Origin of the sequence: Burkholderia sp. Ap-955, from assembly GCF_011753045.1 — a bacterium.
In the GTDB taxonomy this organism is placed as follows: domain Bacteria; phylum Pseudomonadota; class Gammaproteobacteria; order Burkholderiales; family Burkholderiaceae; genus Burkholderia; species Burkholderia lata_D.
In genome coordinates, this window is sequence record NZ_VWWH01000080.1 from 1 (window position 1) to 16,909 (window position 16,909).

Annotated in this window: 10 protein-coding genes; all 10 read left to right on the forward strand. The window is 59.9% G+C overall.

The window, feature by feature from the left end; translation table 11 throughout:
• Window positions 1–1,149 (forward strand): chromosomal replication initiator protein DnaA (dnaA, locus tag F3J15_RS29305; RefSeq protein ID WP_166895593.1); only part of this gene is annotated, 1,149 nt, incomplete at its 5' end.
• A 168-nt stretch (window positions 1,150–1,317) separates the two neighbouring features.
• Window positions 1,318–2,424, forward strand: coding sequence for a DNA polymerase III subunit beta (gene dnaN / locus F3J15_RS29310; protein ID WP_039364632.1), 1,107 nt, complete (start codon window positions 1,318–1,320; stop codon window positions 2,422–2,424).
• 192 nt (window positions 2,425–2,616) lie between these two features.
• The gene (gene gyrB / locus F3J15_RS29315) at window positions 2,617–5,091 is read left to right on the forward strand and encodes a DNA topoisomerase (ATP-hydrolyzing) subunit B (protein ID WP_166895595.1); all 2,475 of its coding nucleotides are present in this window, start codon (window positions 2,617–2,619) and stop codon (window positions 5,089–5,091) included.
• Between the two features lie 510 nt (window positions 5,092–5,601).
• Window positions 5,602–5,910: a cyclic-phosphate processing receiver domain-containing protein gene (locus tag F3J15_RS29320; protein WP_166895597.1), complete on the forward strand. Its 309-nt coding sequence runs from the start codon at window positions 5,602–5,604 to the stop codon at window positions 5,908–5,910.
• 60 nt (window positions 5,911–5,970) lie between these two features.
• On the forward strand, window positions 5,971–6,384 hold the full coding sequence (locus tag F3J15_RS29325) for a hypothetical protein (RefSeq protein WP_166895599.1): 414 nt from the start codon (window positions 5,971–5,973) through the stop codon (window positions 6,382–6,384).
• Window positions 6,385–6,639: 255 nt separating this feature from the next.
• Complete coding sequence (dpdE, locus tag F3J15_RS29330) at window positions 6,640–9,804, forward strand: protein DpdE (RefSeq protein WP_166895601.1); 3,165 nt, start codon at window positions 6,640–6,642, stop codon at window positions 9,802–9,804.
• Window positions 9,797–12,289: a protein DpdF gene (dpdF, locus tag F3J15_RS29335; RefSeq protein ID WP_166895603.1), complete on the forward strand. Its 2,493-nt coding sequence runs from the start codon at window positions 9,797–9,799 to the stop codon at window positions 12,287–12,289. Before dpdE ends, dpdF begins: the two co-directional genes overlap by 8 nt.
• Window positions 12,286–13,182: a protein DpdG gene (gene dpdG / locus F3J15_RS29340; RefSeq protein WP_166895606.1), complete on the forward strand. Its 897-nt coding sequence runs from the start codon at window positions 12,286–12,288 to the stop codon at window positions 13,180–13,182. Before dpdF ends, dpdG begins: the two co-directional genes overlap by 4 nt.
• Window positions 13,179–16,205 (forward strand): protein DpdH, encoded by a 3,027-nt coding sequence (dpdH, locus tag F3J15_RS29345; protein ID WP_166895608.1) that lies wholly within the window; start codon window positions 13,179–13,181, stop codon window positions 16,203–16,205. Before dpdG ends, dpdH begins: the two co-directional genes overlap by 4 nt.
• Window positions 16,195–16,908 (forward strand): hypothetical protein, encoded by a 714-nt coding sequence (locus tag F3J15_RS29350; protein ID WP_166895610.1) that lies wholly within the window; start codon window positions 16,195–16,197, stop codon window positions 16,906–16,908. Before dpdH ends, F3J15_RS29350 begins: the two co-directional genes overlap by 11 nt.
• The last annotated feature ends 1 nt before the right edge of the window (window position 16,909 follow it).

Below are 16,909 nucleotides of genomic sequence, written 5' to 3' on the forward strand. Positions count from 1 at the left end.
AACGCCGACGACGCCGACATCGACCTGCCGAGCCTGCCCGCGCACGAAGCGGCCGCCGGCCGCCGCACGTGGCGCCCGGGCCCCGGTGCCGCGCCCGCCGCCGGCGGTGAAGCCGATTCGATGTACGAGCGCTCGAAGCTGAACCCCGTGCTCACGTTCGACAACTTCGTGACCGGTAAGGCGAACCAGCTCGCGCGCGCCGCCGCGATCCAGGTCGCGGACAACCCCGGCATCTCGTACAACCCGCTGTTCCTGTACGGCGGCGTCGGCCTCGGCAAGACCCACCTGATCCACGCGATCGGCAACCAGCTGCTGCTCGACAAGGCCGGCGCGCGGATCCGCTACATCCACGCCGAGCAATACGTGTCGGACGTGGTGAAGGCGTACCAGCGCAAGGCGTTCGACGATTTCAAGCGCTACTACCATTCGCTCGACCTGCTGCTGATCGACGATATTCAGTTCTTCTCCGGCAAGTCGCGCACGCAAGAGGAATTCTTCTACGCGTTCGAGGCGCTGGTCGCGAACAAGGCGCAGGTGATCATCACCAGCGACACGTATCCGAAGGAAATCTCGGGCATCGACGATCGCCTGATCTCGCGCTTCGACTCGGGCCTCACCGTCGCGATCGAGCCGCCCGAGCTGGAAATGCGCGTCGCGATCCTGATGCGCAAGGCGCAGTCGGAAGGCGTGAACCTGTCGGAAGACGTCGCATTCTTCGTCGCGAAGCACCTCCGCTCGAACGTGCGCGAGCTCGAAGGCGCGCTGCGCAAGATCCTCGCGTATTCGAAGTTCCACGGCCGCGAGATCTCGATCGAGCTGACCAAGGAAGCGCTGAAGGATCTGCTGACCGTGCAGAACCGGCAGATTTCGGTCGAGAACATCCAGAAGACCGTCGCCGACTTCTACAACATCAAGGTCGCGGATATGTACTCGAAGAAGCGTCCCGCGAACATCGCGCGGCCGCGGCAGATCGCGATGTATCTCGCGAAGGAACTCACGCAGAAGAGCCTGCCGGAAATCGGCGAGCTGTTCGGCGGGCGCGATCACACCACCGTGCTGCACGCGGTGCGCAAGATCGCCGACGAGCGCAGCAAGGACGCGCAGCTCAACCACGAGCTGCACGTGCTGGAACAGACGCTGAAGGGCTGAGCGCGCGGCGCGCTTGATAATTCGGCCTCCGCCCCAATTTAAGGGGGGCGGTTCGGTTTTGAGGCACAATACTGGTTTGACCGCCCCGGTGGTGGCGGGCCAAGAGCCCGGCCGGCGGGGCGCTGCGAGGCTGCTGCGCTGCAGGCCGTTACTCAACGAAGGAACTCTATGCAACTGGTCAAGACCGAACGAGACACCCTCCTCAGGCCGCTGCAAACGGTCAGCGGCATCGTCGAACGCCGCCATACGTTGCCGATCCTCGCCAACCTGCTGATCACCAAGAACGGCTCGGACGTTTCGTTCCTGTCGACCGACCTGGAGCTGCAGATCACCACGCGCGCCGATTTCGGCGTCGGCGGCGACCAGGTCGCGACCACCGTCGCCGCGCGCAAGCTGCTCGACATCCTACGCGCGATGCCTGACGGCCAGGTCACGCTGTCGCTCGCCGACAAGCGCCTCACCGTTCAATCCGGCAAGAGCCGTTTCGCACTGCAGACGCTGGCGGCCGACGAGTTCCCGACCGTCGCGCAGGCGAAGGATTTCGGCGCCACGCTGACCGTCCCGCAGAAGTCGTTCCGCCAGCTGCTCGGCATGGTGCACTTCGCGATGGCGCAGCAGGACATCCGCTACTACCTGAACGGCATGCTGCTCGTCGTCGACGGCGACCAGCTGATGGCCGTGGCCACCGACGGCCACCGCCTCGCGTTCTCGTCGATGAAGCTCGAAGGCGGCACGTTCGGCCGCCAGGAAGTCATCGTGCCGCGCAAGACGATTCTCGAGCTGCAACGCCTGCTCGAAGACATCGACGACACCGTCACCATCGACATCGCGCAAACCCAGGCCAAGTTCACGTTCGGCCAGGTCGAGCTCGTGTCGAAACTCGTCGAGGGCAAGTTCCCCGACTTCCAGCGCGTGATCCCGAAGGCGCACAAGAACACGTTCGAGATCGGCCGTGAAGAGCTGCAGCGTTCGCTGCAGCGCGCGGCGATCCTGACCTCGGACAAGTTCAAGGGCGTGCGCTGCATCATCGCGCCGGGCCAGCTGAAGATCATGTCGACCAACGCCGATCAGGAAGAGGCGCAGGAAGAACTGGAAATCGCCTACCAGGGCGATACCGTCGACATCGGCTTCAACGTCACGTATCTGCTCGACGTGCTCGCGAACCTGAAGGTCGACACCGTGCAGGTGAGCCTCGGCGACGCCAGCTCGAGCGCGCTGATTACCGTGCCCGAGAACGACGAGTTCAAGTATGTCGTGATGCCGATGCGCATCTGACGCGCGCGACATCACGACACACACCAGGGGGCGGCAAGCCCCTTTGGCGTTTTTATGGCGAACTGACAACCCGCCCTTTTGGTGCCTTTTCGGCGCTTGGGGTGGGCCAGGAAACTGGAGCGGCCGGCGATTTCGCTCGCTGAAACGCACCGCGCCGCCACGAGAGTGGCCTCGCAGAACCGGAAGATATCCATGAGTGAACAGCACAATTCGCAACCCGATAACAGCAGCTACGGCGCCTCGTCGATCCAGATCCTCGAAGGCCTGGAAGCGGTGCGCAAGCGCCCCGGGATGTACATCGGCGACACGTCGGACGGCACCGGTCTGCACCACCTCGTGTTCGAGGTGCTCGACAACTCGATCGACGAAGCGCTGGCCGGGTACTGCAACGACATCCACGTGACGATTCACGCCGACAACTCGATTTCCGTGACCGACAACGGCCGCGGGATTCCGACCGACGTGAAGATGAACGACAAGCACGAGCCGAAGCGCAGCGCCGCCGAGATCGTGATGACCGAGCTGCACGCCGGCGGCAAGTTCGACCAGAACAGCTACAAGGTGTCGGGCGGCCTGCACGGCGTGGGCGTGTCGTGCGTGAACGCGCTGTCGAGCTGGCTGCGCCTCACGGTGCGCCGCAATGGCAAGAAGCGCTTCATGGAGTTCCATCGCGGCGTTGCGCAGGATCGCGTGCTCGAGGTGGTGGACGGCGTGGAAGTGTCGCCGATGCTCGTGACCGGCGACACCGAGAACCGCGGCACCGAAGTGCACTTCATGGCCGATCCGACCATTTTCGGCACGGTCGAGTATCACTACGACATCCTCGCGAAGCGGATGCGCGAGCTTTCGTTCCTGAACAACGGTGTACGGATTCGCCTCACCGATCTGCGCTCGGGCAAGGAAGACGATTTCGCGTTCGCCGGCGGTGTGAAGGGCTTCGTCGAGTACATCAACAAGACGAAGACCAACCTGCACCCGACGGTGTTCTTTGCCAACGGCGAGAAGGATGGCGTGGGCGTCGAAGTCGCGATGCAGTGGAACGACAGCTACAACGAGAACGTGCTGTGCTTCACGAACAACATTCCGCAGCGGGATGGCGGCACGCACCTGACCGGCCTGCGGGCCGCGATGACGCGCGTCATCAACAAGTACATCACCGACAACGAAATCGCGAAGAAGGCGAAGGTCGAGACGACCGGCGACGACATGCGCGAAGGGCTGTCGTGCGTGCTGTCCGTGAAGGTGCCGGAGCCGAAGTTCAGCTCGCAGACGAAGGACAAGCTGGTTTCTTCCGAGGTTCGTGCTCCGGTTGAAGAAGTTGTGGCGAAGGCGCTGGAAGAATTCCTTTTGGAAACGCCGATCGACGCGAAGATCATCTGCGGGAAGATCGTCGAAGCTGCTCGTGCGCGTGATGCTGCTCGGAAGGCGCGTGAGATGACGCGACGCAAGGGTGTGCTCGATGGTGTTGGCCTGCCGGGCAAGCTCGCGGACTGCCAGGAGAAAGACCCGGCGAAGTGCGAAATCTACATCGTCGAGGGTGACTCGGCAGGTGGGTCGGCGAAGCAAGGGCGTGACCGGAAGTTCCAGGCGATCCTGCCGCTGCGCGGCAAGGTGCTGAACGTCGAGAAGGCTCGCTACGACAAGCTGCTGTCGTCGGAGCAGATCGTCACGCTCGTGACCGCGCTTGGCTGCGGGATCGGCAAGGAAGACTACAACCTCGACAAGCTCCGCTATCACCGCATCATCATCATGACCGACGCGGACGTGGACGGTGCGCACATCCGGACGCTGCTGCTCACGTTCCTCTATCGCCAGATGCCGGACATGATCGAGCGCGGGTACGTGTATATCGCGCAGCCGCCGCTTTACAAGATCAAGGCGGGCAAGGACGAGCGGTATCTGAAGGATGACGTGGAGCTCAACGCGCATATGCTGCGGTTGGCGCTGCAAGGGTCGGAGCTGGTGCCGGGTGAGAATGCGGCGGCGATTTCCGGCGATGCGCTTGGCGAGCTGGCGCGGTCGTATCTGCTGTCGCAGAGCGTGATCGGGCGGTTGAGCCGGTTGTATGACCCGGCCGCGCTGGAAGCGGTCATGGATGGTGTGGTGATCGACCTCTCCAATGAGGCTTCGACGGAGGCTTCGGCTAAGGCGCTGCACGCTGCGTTGCATGATGAAGCGCTGAAGAACGAAGTGCGGGTTGTGCCTTCGTATGACCCGGTTCGCGAACAGCGGTCGCTGCATGTCGAGCGTACACATCACGGCAACGTGCGGGTTTCGGTCATCGACCAGGAATTCCAGCACACGGCGGATTATCAGCAGCTCGTGACCACCGCGAATACGTTCAAGGGGCTCATCGGCGAAGGTGCGGTCATCAAGCGCGGTGAGCGCAGCATGGCCGTGGCGGACTTCAAGAGCGCGATGAAGTGGCTGTTGGCGGATGCGGAACGCAATGTCTCGAAGCAGCGGTATAAGGGGCTGGGGGAGATGAACCCCGAGCAACTGTGGGAAACGACGATGGATCCGGCAGTGCGGCGACTGCTGCGCGTGCAGATCGAAGACGCGATTGCGGCGGATGGGATCTTTACTACCCTCATGGGGGATGATGTCGAGCCGCGGCGGGCGTTTATCGAGTCGAATGCGTTGCGGGCGGGGAATATTGACGTTTGATTTTGGCTGCTGTCGAAAGTCACTATTAGTGAAAAATGCCCCACGAATAGTGACAATCGAAGCCGCATTTAGTGAAAATTCTCGGAGGTTAATTGGCACGCATCACGCCTCTTTCTGGACGGGAGCTTTTTAGAGTACGAGCACAGCCATTACATTGGAGTGGCAGAGCAAAGGTCGGCAGTTCAATCCTCCCCCGCTCCGCCAAGAGATTTCCTGATGTGCTTCAACAACAAGAGCCGACCGCGAGTCGGCTTTTGTTGTTTCAGGACCCGGAATTCCTCGTCAGGAGGGCTGAGCCGCAAAGTGTCCACCGAAAAGTGTCGGACAGTTACGGCGATGATCTATGATCATCTGGTGCAGCGTTCGAGACCTGCAGCCGAATCCCGCTCAATAAAGCCGACGATGAAATACGCGTTCGCTGCAGTGCAGGCTTCCGGCGTGGGTCGTGCTGCCAAGGCTGAAGCAGTTGCAATCATGTCTGCTACCAAGTAACGCATCGACGGGGGCGAATTGAAGCTATTCCTGGACGATCTGCAGGCCGCGCCGGGCCCCGGATGGGCGGTCGTGCGGAGTTCGGCCGAAGCCATTGATCTGCTACAGACCCACGGCTGCCCAAAACTTGTCAGTTTTGGTCACGATCTGGGCGGCAATGACACCGCGATGGTCGTGGTGAGGTGGCTGATCGACCGAGATCTTGACCAAGGCGGTCAGTTCATTCCACCGGAACTTCAATTCCAGCAGCACAGCGCCAATCCGGTCGGGCGGGAAAACATCGCCGGCCTGCTGGGCGGTTATCTCGAGCAGCAGTCGGAGAGGTAACCGGATAAGGACCTGTCCGCCATTTTGCGCGTGCGGCATATCTTTTCTGCCCACAGCCGAATGCTGCTCACTCCTATCAGCGGCATGCTGTCGAAACATGTCCAGCCTAGCGTCATGATAAGACGCAACCTTTTGCGCTACCATGATCTCGTATTTATGTCGAATTGGGGTTGCGCCATGTCTGCGGAAGCTGAAGCTATTCCGACCTTCAAGGCCGATTTCGGCACCTTGATGAGCTACCTGCATGATGTCGACGCCAACCCGGTGTCGATCTCGCCTCGCCGCCACAGCCGCGTGCTTCGCCTCGAACGGCAGGATCTCGCTGCGCAAGCGATGTCCATCGAAGCACCATCAGCCATGCGCCTGATTCTGAGACCATCCGGCGTTTTTTGCGCGAGACGTTGCGTGTCCTCCGCGCCGCAACCGATGTCGCCGGCGACGTCGAGCGTGCGTGTCGAATGTCACATTAATTGAAAGATGTGCCGTAATTTGAGAAAATTGCGGCCACAATCGATAAAAAAACGCGATGAGAAGTGTCGCGTTCCGTGTGTGCGATGACGTAGGGCACCAGAGTAGCTACTGGCGCCACACAAATACGGCATGTGAACAAAGTTGCTGCGGCTGGCCGGAGGGCGTCATTTCAGATTTAGAGCCTATGACGGAATTTTATTTCGGTCTATCGGCCCGACGAGCAACAAGACAGATGAGATACATGCTTAGGGGATGTCTGTGCTAATCAACGGCATGTTGGTGTCTTTGCCCGACGACAAAGGCGTAGGAAAGCTAGAGGGGATCAGCGGGGAGACGTGCTCAGTTTCTATCTTTCGATCGATCATTCGATCCGACGTTATTCAAATGCCGGTGGCGAAAGTTTCGCGCGCCTATTTGAGCCCGCAAACCCGCGTCTATATTCGTCATGAGGGGCGATTTCGAGTTGGTCGGATCGCCGATTTCCTCATTGACGAGAGGGGACTCGTCGACTATGAGGTGAGGTTTCCAAACGGCGAGCGCGCAGATTTCAGCGAACTTTGTCTATATATACGCCCTTGGAGCGCGCCAGACGACCCCGCCGAGATCCTGGCCAGTGGCGGTGCGGAGAGCCAGTATCTTCATGATCGTCGCCAAGCGGCATTACTGCCGCTCCTGAAACTTCGTAGCGCAGCACAAGGCATGACGGCGCTTGTATCCGCCGGTATCGAGTTGGCTCCCCACCAAGTAGCTGCCGTGCGTCGAGTTCTCTCCGATCCAGTACAACGCTACCTTCTCGCGGACGAGGTCGGCCTTGGAAAGACGATCGAGGCCGGCCTGATTGTTCGACAACACCTGATCGACAATTCCGAGACCAGTGTCCTCATAGCAGTACCAACTCACTTGTGCGCGCAGTGGCGCGAAGAGCTTGGGGCAAAACTTCGGCTCGATCAGTTTGACACTATTCAGATCGTGCCTCATGCCGACCTAGCAAACATAGAAGTTGCTCCCGAAATTCTTGTTGTCGACGAAGCCCATCATTTAGTAGGGGTCGACTCCGGCCGCCTCGCCCCCGCCGCCGTAAAGCTTCGCGCCATGGCAAGTGAAACGCCTGTTGTACTGCTGCTGTCGGCGACCCCTGCACTGGGTGACGAAGCACGGTTCCTCGCGCTACTGAATCTGCTCGACCCAACAGCTCATCCGCTCGACGACATCCCGAGCTTTCGGCTCAAACTTGAACGACGGCGTGATATCGGGCGACTGCTCCTGGCGCTGGATCCTGAGGCACCAAAACTCGTTCTCAGGCAGCGGGGAGCCGAGATGGAGCGACTGTTTCCGGACGACCAAACGATCAAGGAACTCGCACCCCGCTTGGTCCAGGCAACACGCGACGCCTTGCACGAGTTGCCAGCGCTGTGCGCCGCTCTTAGAAGCCACGTCGCCGATAGTTACCGGATCCACCAGCGATTGATCCGGTCACGTCGTGCCGACGCGCAAGGCTGGGAGTTCAGCTCTCGAGGGCCAACAGACCAAGGGGAGCCCTCGTTTTCTCACGTTCGGGTTGAGGCTGACGTCGCCTCCTGGGTCAAGCCGTTGCTTCCTATCTTGGAGGAATGGCGATTCGGCGTGCTTGATGCGGCAAGCGGGGATAAACGCGTGCTCGATGCAGCAGCACTTCGCTATGCTGACTTATTGACCGCACTTGGTGGTGGCCGTTCCACGTTCATTGATTGGATTGCCAGCGCGCGCGCGCGACCCGCCTTCGACGACGAACCGTCGATTCTCGAACGCTTCTGTATGCATGTCGAGGACAGATCCATTGGCAACGACCATGCCACGGCTTGCGAAAGCACACTGCGCCTGATTCACAATCTTCGCAGCGAAGGCAGGCCACCCAAGATCGTTGCCTTCTCTTCATCCAAGGTCGCTGCGGCGACCTTCCATGAAGCGCTACGCGACACGCTGCAGGATTGCGAGATCTTGCTTGTGACTGGCGACGGCACTATGAAAGATCACAAAGCCATTGCTGCGTTTGCATCGTCTCGAACGCCTGCTGTGTTGATCTGCGATCGGAACGGCGAGGAGGGCCTTAATCTCGCTTTTGCCGATGCAATCATCCACCTCGACCTGCCGCTATCAGCCGCTCGTATGGAGCAACGAATCGGTCGACTGGATCGATTTGGAAGGCGGCACGGAATGATCCGCCACAGAATCGTGCTGCCCATCGATGAGGATGACAGTCCATGGACTGGCTGGTCAGACTTCCTCTGCCACGGACTCTCGATTTTTCATCGTTCGATAAGCGACGTTCAGTTCATGCTTGAAGACTTCGAGAAACAAGTCTTTCGGGTGCTGCTTGAACAAGGGCCAAGTGGCGTACAAGCACTATGGGCCGAGGTGAGCGAGGCGATAAAGGTAGAGCGTCGATCGCAGGATGAACAGTACGCACTCGATCGAATTGCGCTTGCCGAAGAACCGGTTGAGGCATTCATTCAAGGATTGGAGGAGGCAGAGGAAGACGAAGGCGCCCTCGAGGACGGTGTCGATCAATGGCTTGTGGGTGCCTTGCTCCTCAAGAAGTGGCCGGTAGCATGGCCCGCGCAGGATCCGTTCAAATTCGGAGCAACGAAAGCGACGCTCATCCCAAGTCGGCCTTGGCTAGAGGCATTCGCTCTCGAGGACAAACAAGCGCTGACTTGGCGCCGCCGAATCGCGAGTGGGCATCCGGATACGATGCTTCTGAGGCCTGGAACGCCCTTGATAGACATTGCCGAGCGCTTTACGCGCTGGGACGATCGTGGAACAGCATTCATCACCTGGCGGACAGCGTCGGAATGGTCTGATGATCCATGGCTTGGTTTCCGCCTTTGCTTCGTAGTCGAACCCGATATTGCCATTTCCGATATGTTCGCACCGAGCATGAAAGAGCTTGCGAACCTTCGGCGCGCTCAGCGCTACCTGTCCCCGCATGCGATATGCATACACGTCGATAGCGATGGAGACGTAGTCGAGGACGCAAGGCTGCTGTCTATCCTGGCAAGGCCATATCGGAAGGCCAATGCGCTTGGAGAACCTGACGCCGACATCAACTTGTCCAGCCGACCCCATATTCTGCACAGCGTCATCGACCCAGCTACTTTCGGCGGCGTCTGCCGAACCGTCCGGGACCGCGGTCGCGGTTTGGTGCTCGCCGCACAATCGTTGACGGACGCCATTGACGCAGCGGAGCGCCTTGCCTTGCTTGAGGTCGAGCGCCGACGGAACCGCTTGCGGCAAAGGCATTCGGCCGTCGACTTTTCAGCTAGGGCCGACCTGGAGGGCATTGAAGCGATCCTTCCAGCGATCGCACAGCCGGTTGTTAGGCTGGATGCAATGGGCTGTTTTATAGTCTCTCGGGACCCACCCTCGGTTGAAACACATGCGTGAACTTGAAGGTGCCGAGGCGTTCGATGCGCTCCGACGCCTCCTCGCGGTTGAGCCGCAAGAGGAGTGGCGTGCTTCGAGCGAGCCCTCAATCGAACGGTTGCGTTTAGCGCTCGGAGACGTCACTCCACCGGCTAGCGAACTCGATCTAGCCGTAATGCTGCGCCAAGCCCTACGGCGTGAGGACGCTCGGCGCGACTATGAGGTAAGCCCGCGCGTCGTTGTGAAACATCCACGTCTGGCCAAGTTCTTGGCTTGGAGGCAGGTCGGGCTTGCGGGCGATCCTATCGCTGGCGGGTTCCGGGTGTTTGCTAATGTGTGGCGTCCAGGGTGGCTTGGAGTAACAGGATCACTCGGCGTCGATGATATCGCCGCAAGCGAGGTAGTACGGCGCTCCTTCGGCGGACAGGATTGTGCCGGCGACCCATTTCTTGCTGCCATCGGGCGAGTCCGCTACCGCAGTCTCGGCCAGCGCGCCGCTGTACGTGCGGCGCTTTCCACACCGCCGGGAGCGACGCTGGTGATTGCGCTGGCCACTGGTGAGGGGAAGAGCATGGTCTTCCAACTCATACATGCCGTTGGCTTCGTCGGCGAGGCGGCCTCTGCAAGTCGCGGAGTCACGCTTGTCATCGTACCGACCGTCGCCCTCGGGGTGAACCACGAGGAAGAAGCCCTCGATGTGTGCGGGCTCGCACGGCCGCTCGCTTATCAGGGCGGGGCCCCCGCAGCAAACGCAGTGCTTGCGGAGCGAATCGCCGAGGGGATACAAGGCCTGTGTTTCGCGTCACCGGAGGCTGCATGCGGTCCTTTGCGCAGCGCTCTTCGAGAGGCGGCCGGTGCTGGGCAACTCCGAGCTATGGTCATCGACGAGGCTCATCTTGTTGATCAATGGGGCACCGGGTTTCGTACGGAGTTCCAGGAACTCAGTGGACTTCGGCAAGAACTGCTTGCCGCCTCTCCAGCCGGCAGGGAGCCTCGCACAGTGCTTCTGTCGGCGACGCTTACTGCTCAATCGCGGGAAACGTTAAAAGCGCTGTTTGGCATCGGCGGAGCGTTTGAGAGCATCTCCGCGGTGCGACTACGTTCGGAGCCGGATTATTGGGTCGCTAAAGCTGACGAGTCCGCGCGCCAAAGCCGAGTGATGGAAGCTCTTCATCATGTGCCCAGGCCGGCAGTCCTCTATGTGACGGAGGTGGCGCATGCTGAAGTCTGGCGGAAAAAGCTCCGCGATGCGGGATTCAATCGGGTGGAAATGTTGCACGGCAAAACGAGCCGTGAGGCCCGCGAGAGGATCGTAGCAAACTGGCGGGAAGGCGCGCTCGATGTCGTCATCGGCACATCTGCGTTTGGGCTGGGCATCGATTACGCTCATGCACGCAGTGTGGTTCACGCATGCGTGCCGGAGACCTTGGACCGCTTCTATCAAGAGGTTGGACGTGGCGGCCGCGATGGTAAAGCGTCCCTTTCGCTCATCGTGCCCGCTCCATCCGATTTTCCAATCGCCGAACGCATCAGTCAGCAGAAGGTCATCACAGTTGATCGGGGGCTTGAACGCTGGACGGCGTTGTTCGCTGGCAAGCGATCAATGGGGGACACCCGCTTTGCCGTGAGGGTCGACGGAAGCCCGGGGATCAACGAGGACGACATCGACATGACGGGCGACTGGAACGCCGACTGGAACCTGCGCACGCTTGCGCTTATGGCACGCGCGGGGATGGTGAGGCTGCTCGGTGCCCCTCAGTCGTTGATGTCCGAGCCCGGTGATTGGCTTGAAATCGAGTTGCTCGACGACGAGCACCTTAGACATGAGACTTGGAAGCGGAGGGTTGAGCCAGTTCGCGAAAGAGCGCAGGCCTCCGGGTTGCGCAACTTCGAACTCATGCAGCGCTTCATTGCAGACATAGAGTGTCCGGCCGAGATCCTGGAACAGCTCTATGGACATGACCAGGTGGCTCGAACCTGCAGTAGCTGTTCACGCTGCCGCCCTTGTCGGTCCGCTCGCCAACCAAACCTTCCAGCCGCTGAACCTAAATCTCCGTGGCACCTTTCCACGCCACATTTATTGGCGCGACTCTTCGATGCCGAGGGCCGACTCCTTGTCACGTACGGCGAGGCCTTCGGGAAAGCAGAGTCTCGGCGACTAGGTGACACGCTTGAGCGCCTATACCGCATGGGCTTATCTAAGCTCATCCTGATGGGCGAGGCGCCATTCGATCTAGACCGGATGCTGCGTTTTGCGAAGGCAAGTCCTTTCTTCGTAAGCCAATTGCCATCCCCCGTTCACTCTCGGATGCCCACCGGACCGGAACTCGTACTTGTGGGCCGCGACCAGTCACTCGGTGAAGCGGCATATGCGCCGCTACCGGGTCGGATACGCCTGTTTCTGGTACCAGAGAAGCTGCGATCTCCGAGCGGGCACATGCTGCGCGAGGTTTTCGGCGGCCGAGTTCTGACACTTGACGAACTTCATGCGAGGAGCTCCGAATGAGCATCCTGACCACATTTGTAGCTGTGCCCAGTCGTCTGTTCAGCATCTATGCAGCTGTCGCCGAAGCCGAAAATGGGCTGCCGCGTGAGCAGCTAGAAGCCTGGGCGACGCCCCCATCCTTGTCTAAGCGCGGAGGCAACGAAGAAGATGGAGGCTCGACTGCATTGTTCTCCGACTCACTAAATGAGGCGCGCCGGCTGGGCCTCGTGGAAGACGACGGCGATCGTTTGCGCGTACCCAAAGCCACCGTCGACGGCGGTCGTCGGAATGCCGACTTACAGGGGGAATTCCTATCCAGACTGCGTGAGGTGCTGTTCGACACACGACGCGCTGCTGATGCGGGACAAACAGGCGTTCTCTATGCATTAGCGTGGCTACTTACCAAGAGTCCGCTTGAGCCGCTCAGTTTCAGCGATGCCCCGCAAAACCAGTTGCGAGAGGACCTCGGCGAGTTCGCTGTCAAAGCTGAACTCGGCAACACCAGCAGCTACCAAAACTTGCTCTATTGGGCGCGATATCTCGGATTTGCTGTGGTGGTCGGAGATGTATCGACTCGACGCGCATTTCCCGATCCCACCCGCGCCATCGCAGCGGTGCTTGAACAGGTTCTGCCGAATCAGGGTTGGATAGAAATCGATTTGTTCTTGTCGCGATTGGCCGCGATATATCCAGTTCTCGAGGGTGGGAGTGTGCGTGATGAGTTGGAGGCGATGCGCTCAACGTCGCCGGCTGCCGACGACCGACTCTCTATCTCGTTGAGTTTCGCGCTGCAACGATTGGACGATCGGGATTTGATCTCACTGGACGCGGTCGCAGACGCGAAGGCCCGTATCCTGGACTTCGGTGGCAGTACGAAGCGCGTCAGCCACGTCCACTTAGGAGCAACCGAATGATGCGGAACCATCTCTGCTGGGAGCCATCGGCAGTCCGCCAGGTGATCAATCCCTTCGCCGAACACATCCCCGATAGCCTGTTCCGTGCCGTGCACAGCGAGTGGGATCTACAGGTCACGCCACCGGTTGGGCAACGGTACCAGGATGTCACCACTGCCGCTTGGGCCAAAATGACACCGGCGGATTTCCTCTTCGACTTCCTGCGTCAAGATCGACCGCATGCGCTCGCCGCCATACTTGGAGATACGGGGTCCGGCAAGTCGCACCTAGTTCATTGGATGCGACTACACGTGCGCGACAACGCCCAGCGAATGGTGTTGGTCGTTCGCAAATCGGGAACTAGCCTCCGCGCGATCGTCCGCGAGATTATTGGCAAACTCCCCCCCGATCAACAACGCGGCTTCCTTGAGACCTTTAACCTAGCTGGTGATGGGGCTATGACTCCCGAAGGTCGTCGCCGCGAACTCCTTCACCACCTCGGTCAAGCTATACGCGAGGACAAGCCAACATCGAGCGCGGACGAGCTTGAGGAAGCGCTCATTGAAGTGCTGCCGAACCTCTTCCAGGACCCGTACATGCAGAAGGAGCATTTTCTTCGTGACGGCAAGGTGGCCGCCGAAATCGTTGATCACATCTTCGAACAATCCCGTGCCGATGACCGGCCAGATCGACGACGGGTCTTTGCGGCGGATGACTTGGTTCTTGGCGGGCAAGACTATCTGAACGCGACCAAATTGGCGCAACACGCCATCCAGTTGATCGAAGCGGATCCGGAGAATCTGCCGGCTGCCATTCGCGTGATCAATCGCAATCTCGACAAGGCTGTCGCACGCACTCTCAGCTTTTCCGGGGATCGGGTCGAGGAGTTGATGGCGGGGTTGCGGAGATACCTCAAATCGCAGGGTCGCGAGTTGGTGTTACTGATAGAGGAGTTTGCGCGCCTCCAAGGCATAGACCGCGCCTTGCTCCAGGCAATTACAACTCAGGGCGACTCCGGCCAAGGCGAAACGGGCCTTTGTCGAATGCGGACGGCGATCGCTGTGACGCCGGGTTTCTTCGAAAGCGTCGAAGACACAGCGTATCGACGTACCACACACATCGTAGATATGAATTGGTCTGCCGGTCACGCCCACGGGCAGACAACCACATCGGCATCTCTAGCCTCCTTCTCCGCGAAGTATTTGAACGCGGTCCGACTGGGGCGAGAAAAAATCGAGCGATGGAGCGAGTCAGCGCTGCCCGGTCAAATGGCACCGTCGCAATGCACGCGTTGCCCATTAGTAGTCGAGTGCCACGCCACTTTCGGTAGTGTCGATGGCTATGGGCTGTACCCCTTTACCGAGCAAGCTCTTTGGATCGGGGCGGGCCGAGTCGATCGTTCGCAATCGGGCAGGCTGAACCCGCGGACCATTCAGAACGATTTGCTGGTGGAAGTCTTGGACACATTTGCGCCATCCATCGCAGCCGGCGAGTATCCACCGTTGCGCCTCCTCGAGAAGCTTGGCGGCGTGAAGCAATTGCCACTCGCTGCGGAAACACAACTCAAGCGTCAGAATCAGCAAGTGGCGGAACGCTGGATGGCTCTACTTGAGCTATACGACGGAACCGGCGCGGTCATCAATCTCCCTGAGCCGCTTCGCGATGCTTTCACTGTGCCGAAGATCCCGGAGGCTGGTGAATTCCCATTGGCGGACGTGCCACTCTCGCCGCCGACGCCGCAGGCGCCTGTTTCAGCGGTCTCCGTGGATGCTGACAATCTCGCGATCCAGCTCTGGATCCGTGGTGACGGCCTTGATGCGACAGTGGCTCAAAAGCTCCGAGAACTTATTTACGCGGCAGTTGTAGGGGCGATCGACTGGGACATGCTAGGATTTTCACGCACATACTTTGCAGGCCCAGGCAGGGCCTTCCAGCAAAGAAAGGGCATCTATTTCGTCCGCCAGAACACCAAGCGCGCCATGTACGCGGACGTTCAACTTGAGATCGACGCGGACCCGCAGACGGGCCAGGCATTGCAAGGATTGCTACTTGCGGCGAAAAATGGCTTCCGATGGCGGTTCGATGGAGCCGACCGGGCGCTGACAAGCTATCTGGATTGCGTCGAGCGTTGGGCCAAGCAGGTTGAGCAGCAACTTCAGAAGCTGAGCGCACCTAGCAGCTCATGGCGCCAGGCCGACGCAGCGATCAATTTGCTTTGCATCGGTGCCGCAATCGGCGGACGACTCAAAGCCGCCCCCACCGCTGCCGAGTTGATCGAAGCAGCATTCGGCAACTGGCCAGACGATCCAGCCCCGGCTGCGGGGCAACTGCGCTCCCTCTATGCGAAATTGCTACGGCACCGAGAAGAACTGATCGATGCGGCACGATCTCAGGCTTCGAGCCTCAAGGGCGGGCGATATGGCGCGATGCTTGATCCACAGCGGGTCCTTGGTCCAATACGTCAATTGCGCCGTGCGAAATGGCGTCTCGGCTTGAAACCACCGGAGGACGATACGAGCTTGCTTGCATCGCTGTATCGCGAGATTGCAGAAACGCTCCCAGGGGCAGCAGGAGCCGAGCGATCACAGCGCCTCCAATGGCTTGAGGAGATGCTTCGTTCCTTCGGAGATGGTGCCACTCGCGCAACGATCGTTGCGACTCTTACTACCGCTCGACAAGCAGTCTTGGATGCTGGTATCCCTGCGCAGAACAGTTCGCGACCATTGCAGGATGCACTGGACGCATTTCAGACCGTCCAATTCGATGCATCTATCAGTGCCGCACGGATGCTGCTCGAGACAGAGGATGCGGTCGCAGTGCTACCTGAGTATGGTCGAGGCCGAGCAAACGCGGTGACCGCTGGCACAGCGCTTCGTTTGGCTGCAGAGAAGTTTCTTGATTCGGTTGAGCGCGACCTGCAGAGTTTCGGTGATGACCAAGATGCGCGTACTAGTGAGGCAGCCAAGAACATGGCCACACTTGATGAAGCTCTCGGCAACATAGTCAATGATCTGGCCGCGATGGAGGCAGGAAATGTTGCTTGAACGCGCGACTGACCTCGCTGGGAAGATTGATCGCTACCAGAAACTGAAGCTCGCGGCCAACTCGGCGGACGTTGTCCGCACCCGCACTGAACAAATTGGGAAAGCAGCGGCGCTCATCGCGCAGGCGAGGGAGGCAATCGATCGCTTCAAAGCCGCGGGAGTGGCAATCGAGTTCGCTCCCGCCAATGCGGATGATCTGTCGGAGAAGGCGAGGACGCTCCGTGCCATAGCCTCCGAAACACCGGCCGGCTTGGCCGATCCGCCATTCAACATTGCGTATGACTTCACCGACAGACTAAAGGGTATCGCGACTGGGGCGGACACAGCGATTCGGGAGGGCTGGCGCCGCTATAGCGATGCGAACTCCCCCGGGGGGTCGGACGAGGTGCTGGATGCGCTTGGCAAGCTTCCTCAACTTAGTCTTGGTGTCACCCGGATTCGCCAATGTCGTCAAAAGATTGCAGCCTTGGCCGCCACTCCGCCTATGGATCCTGCGCGAGCGATTGTCCAGTTAACGGAACTCGTGACGGAGCATAGAACGGCCTGGACGGTGTTGACCTCAGACAACGTCCCAGACGCAGTGATCAGGTTCTTGCGCGCATGCGCAGGGGAGGGTGCGCAGTTCACCGCGCTAACCCTAGAGGTACGCAATTGGCTCGAAACGAGAGATCTCCTCGGCTCATTGCGCATTCGGATCGGCTAAC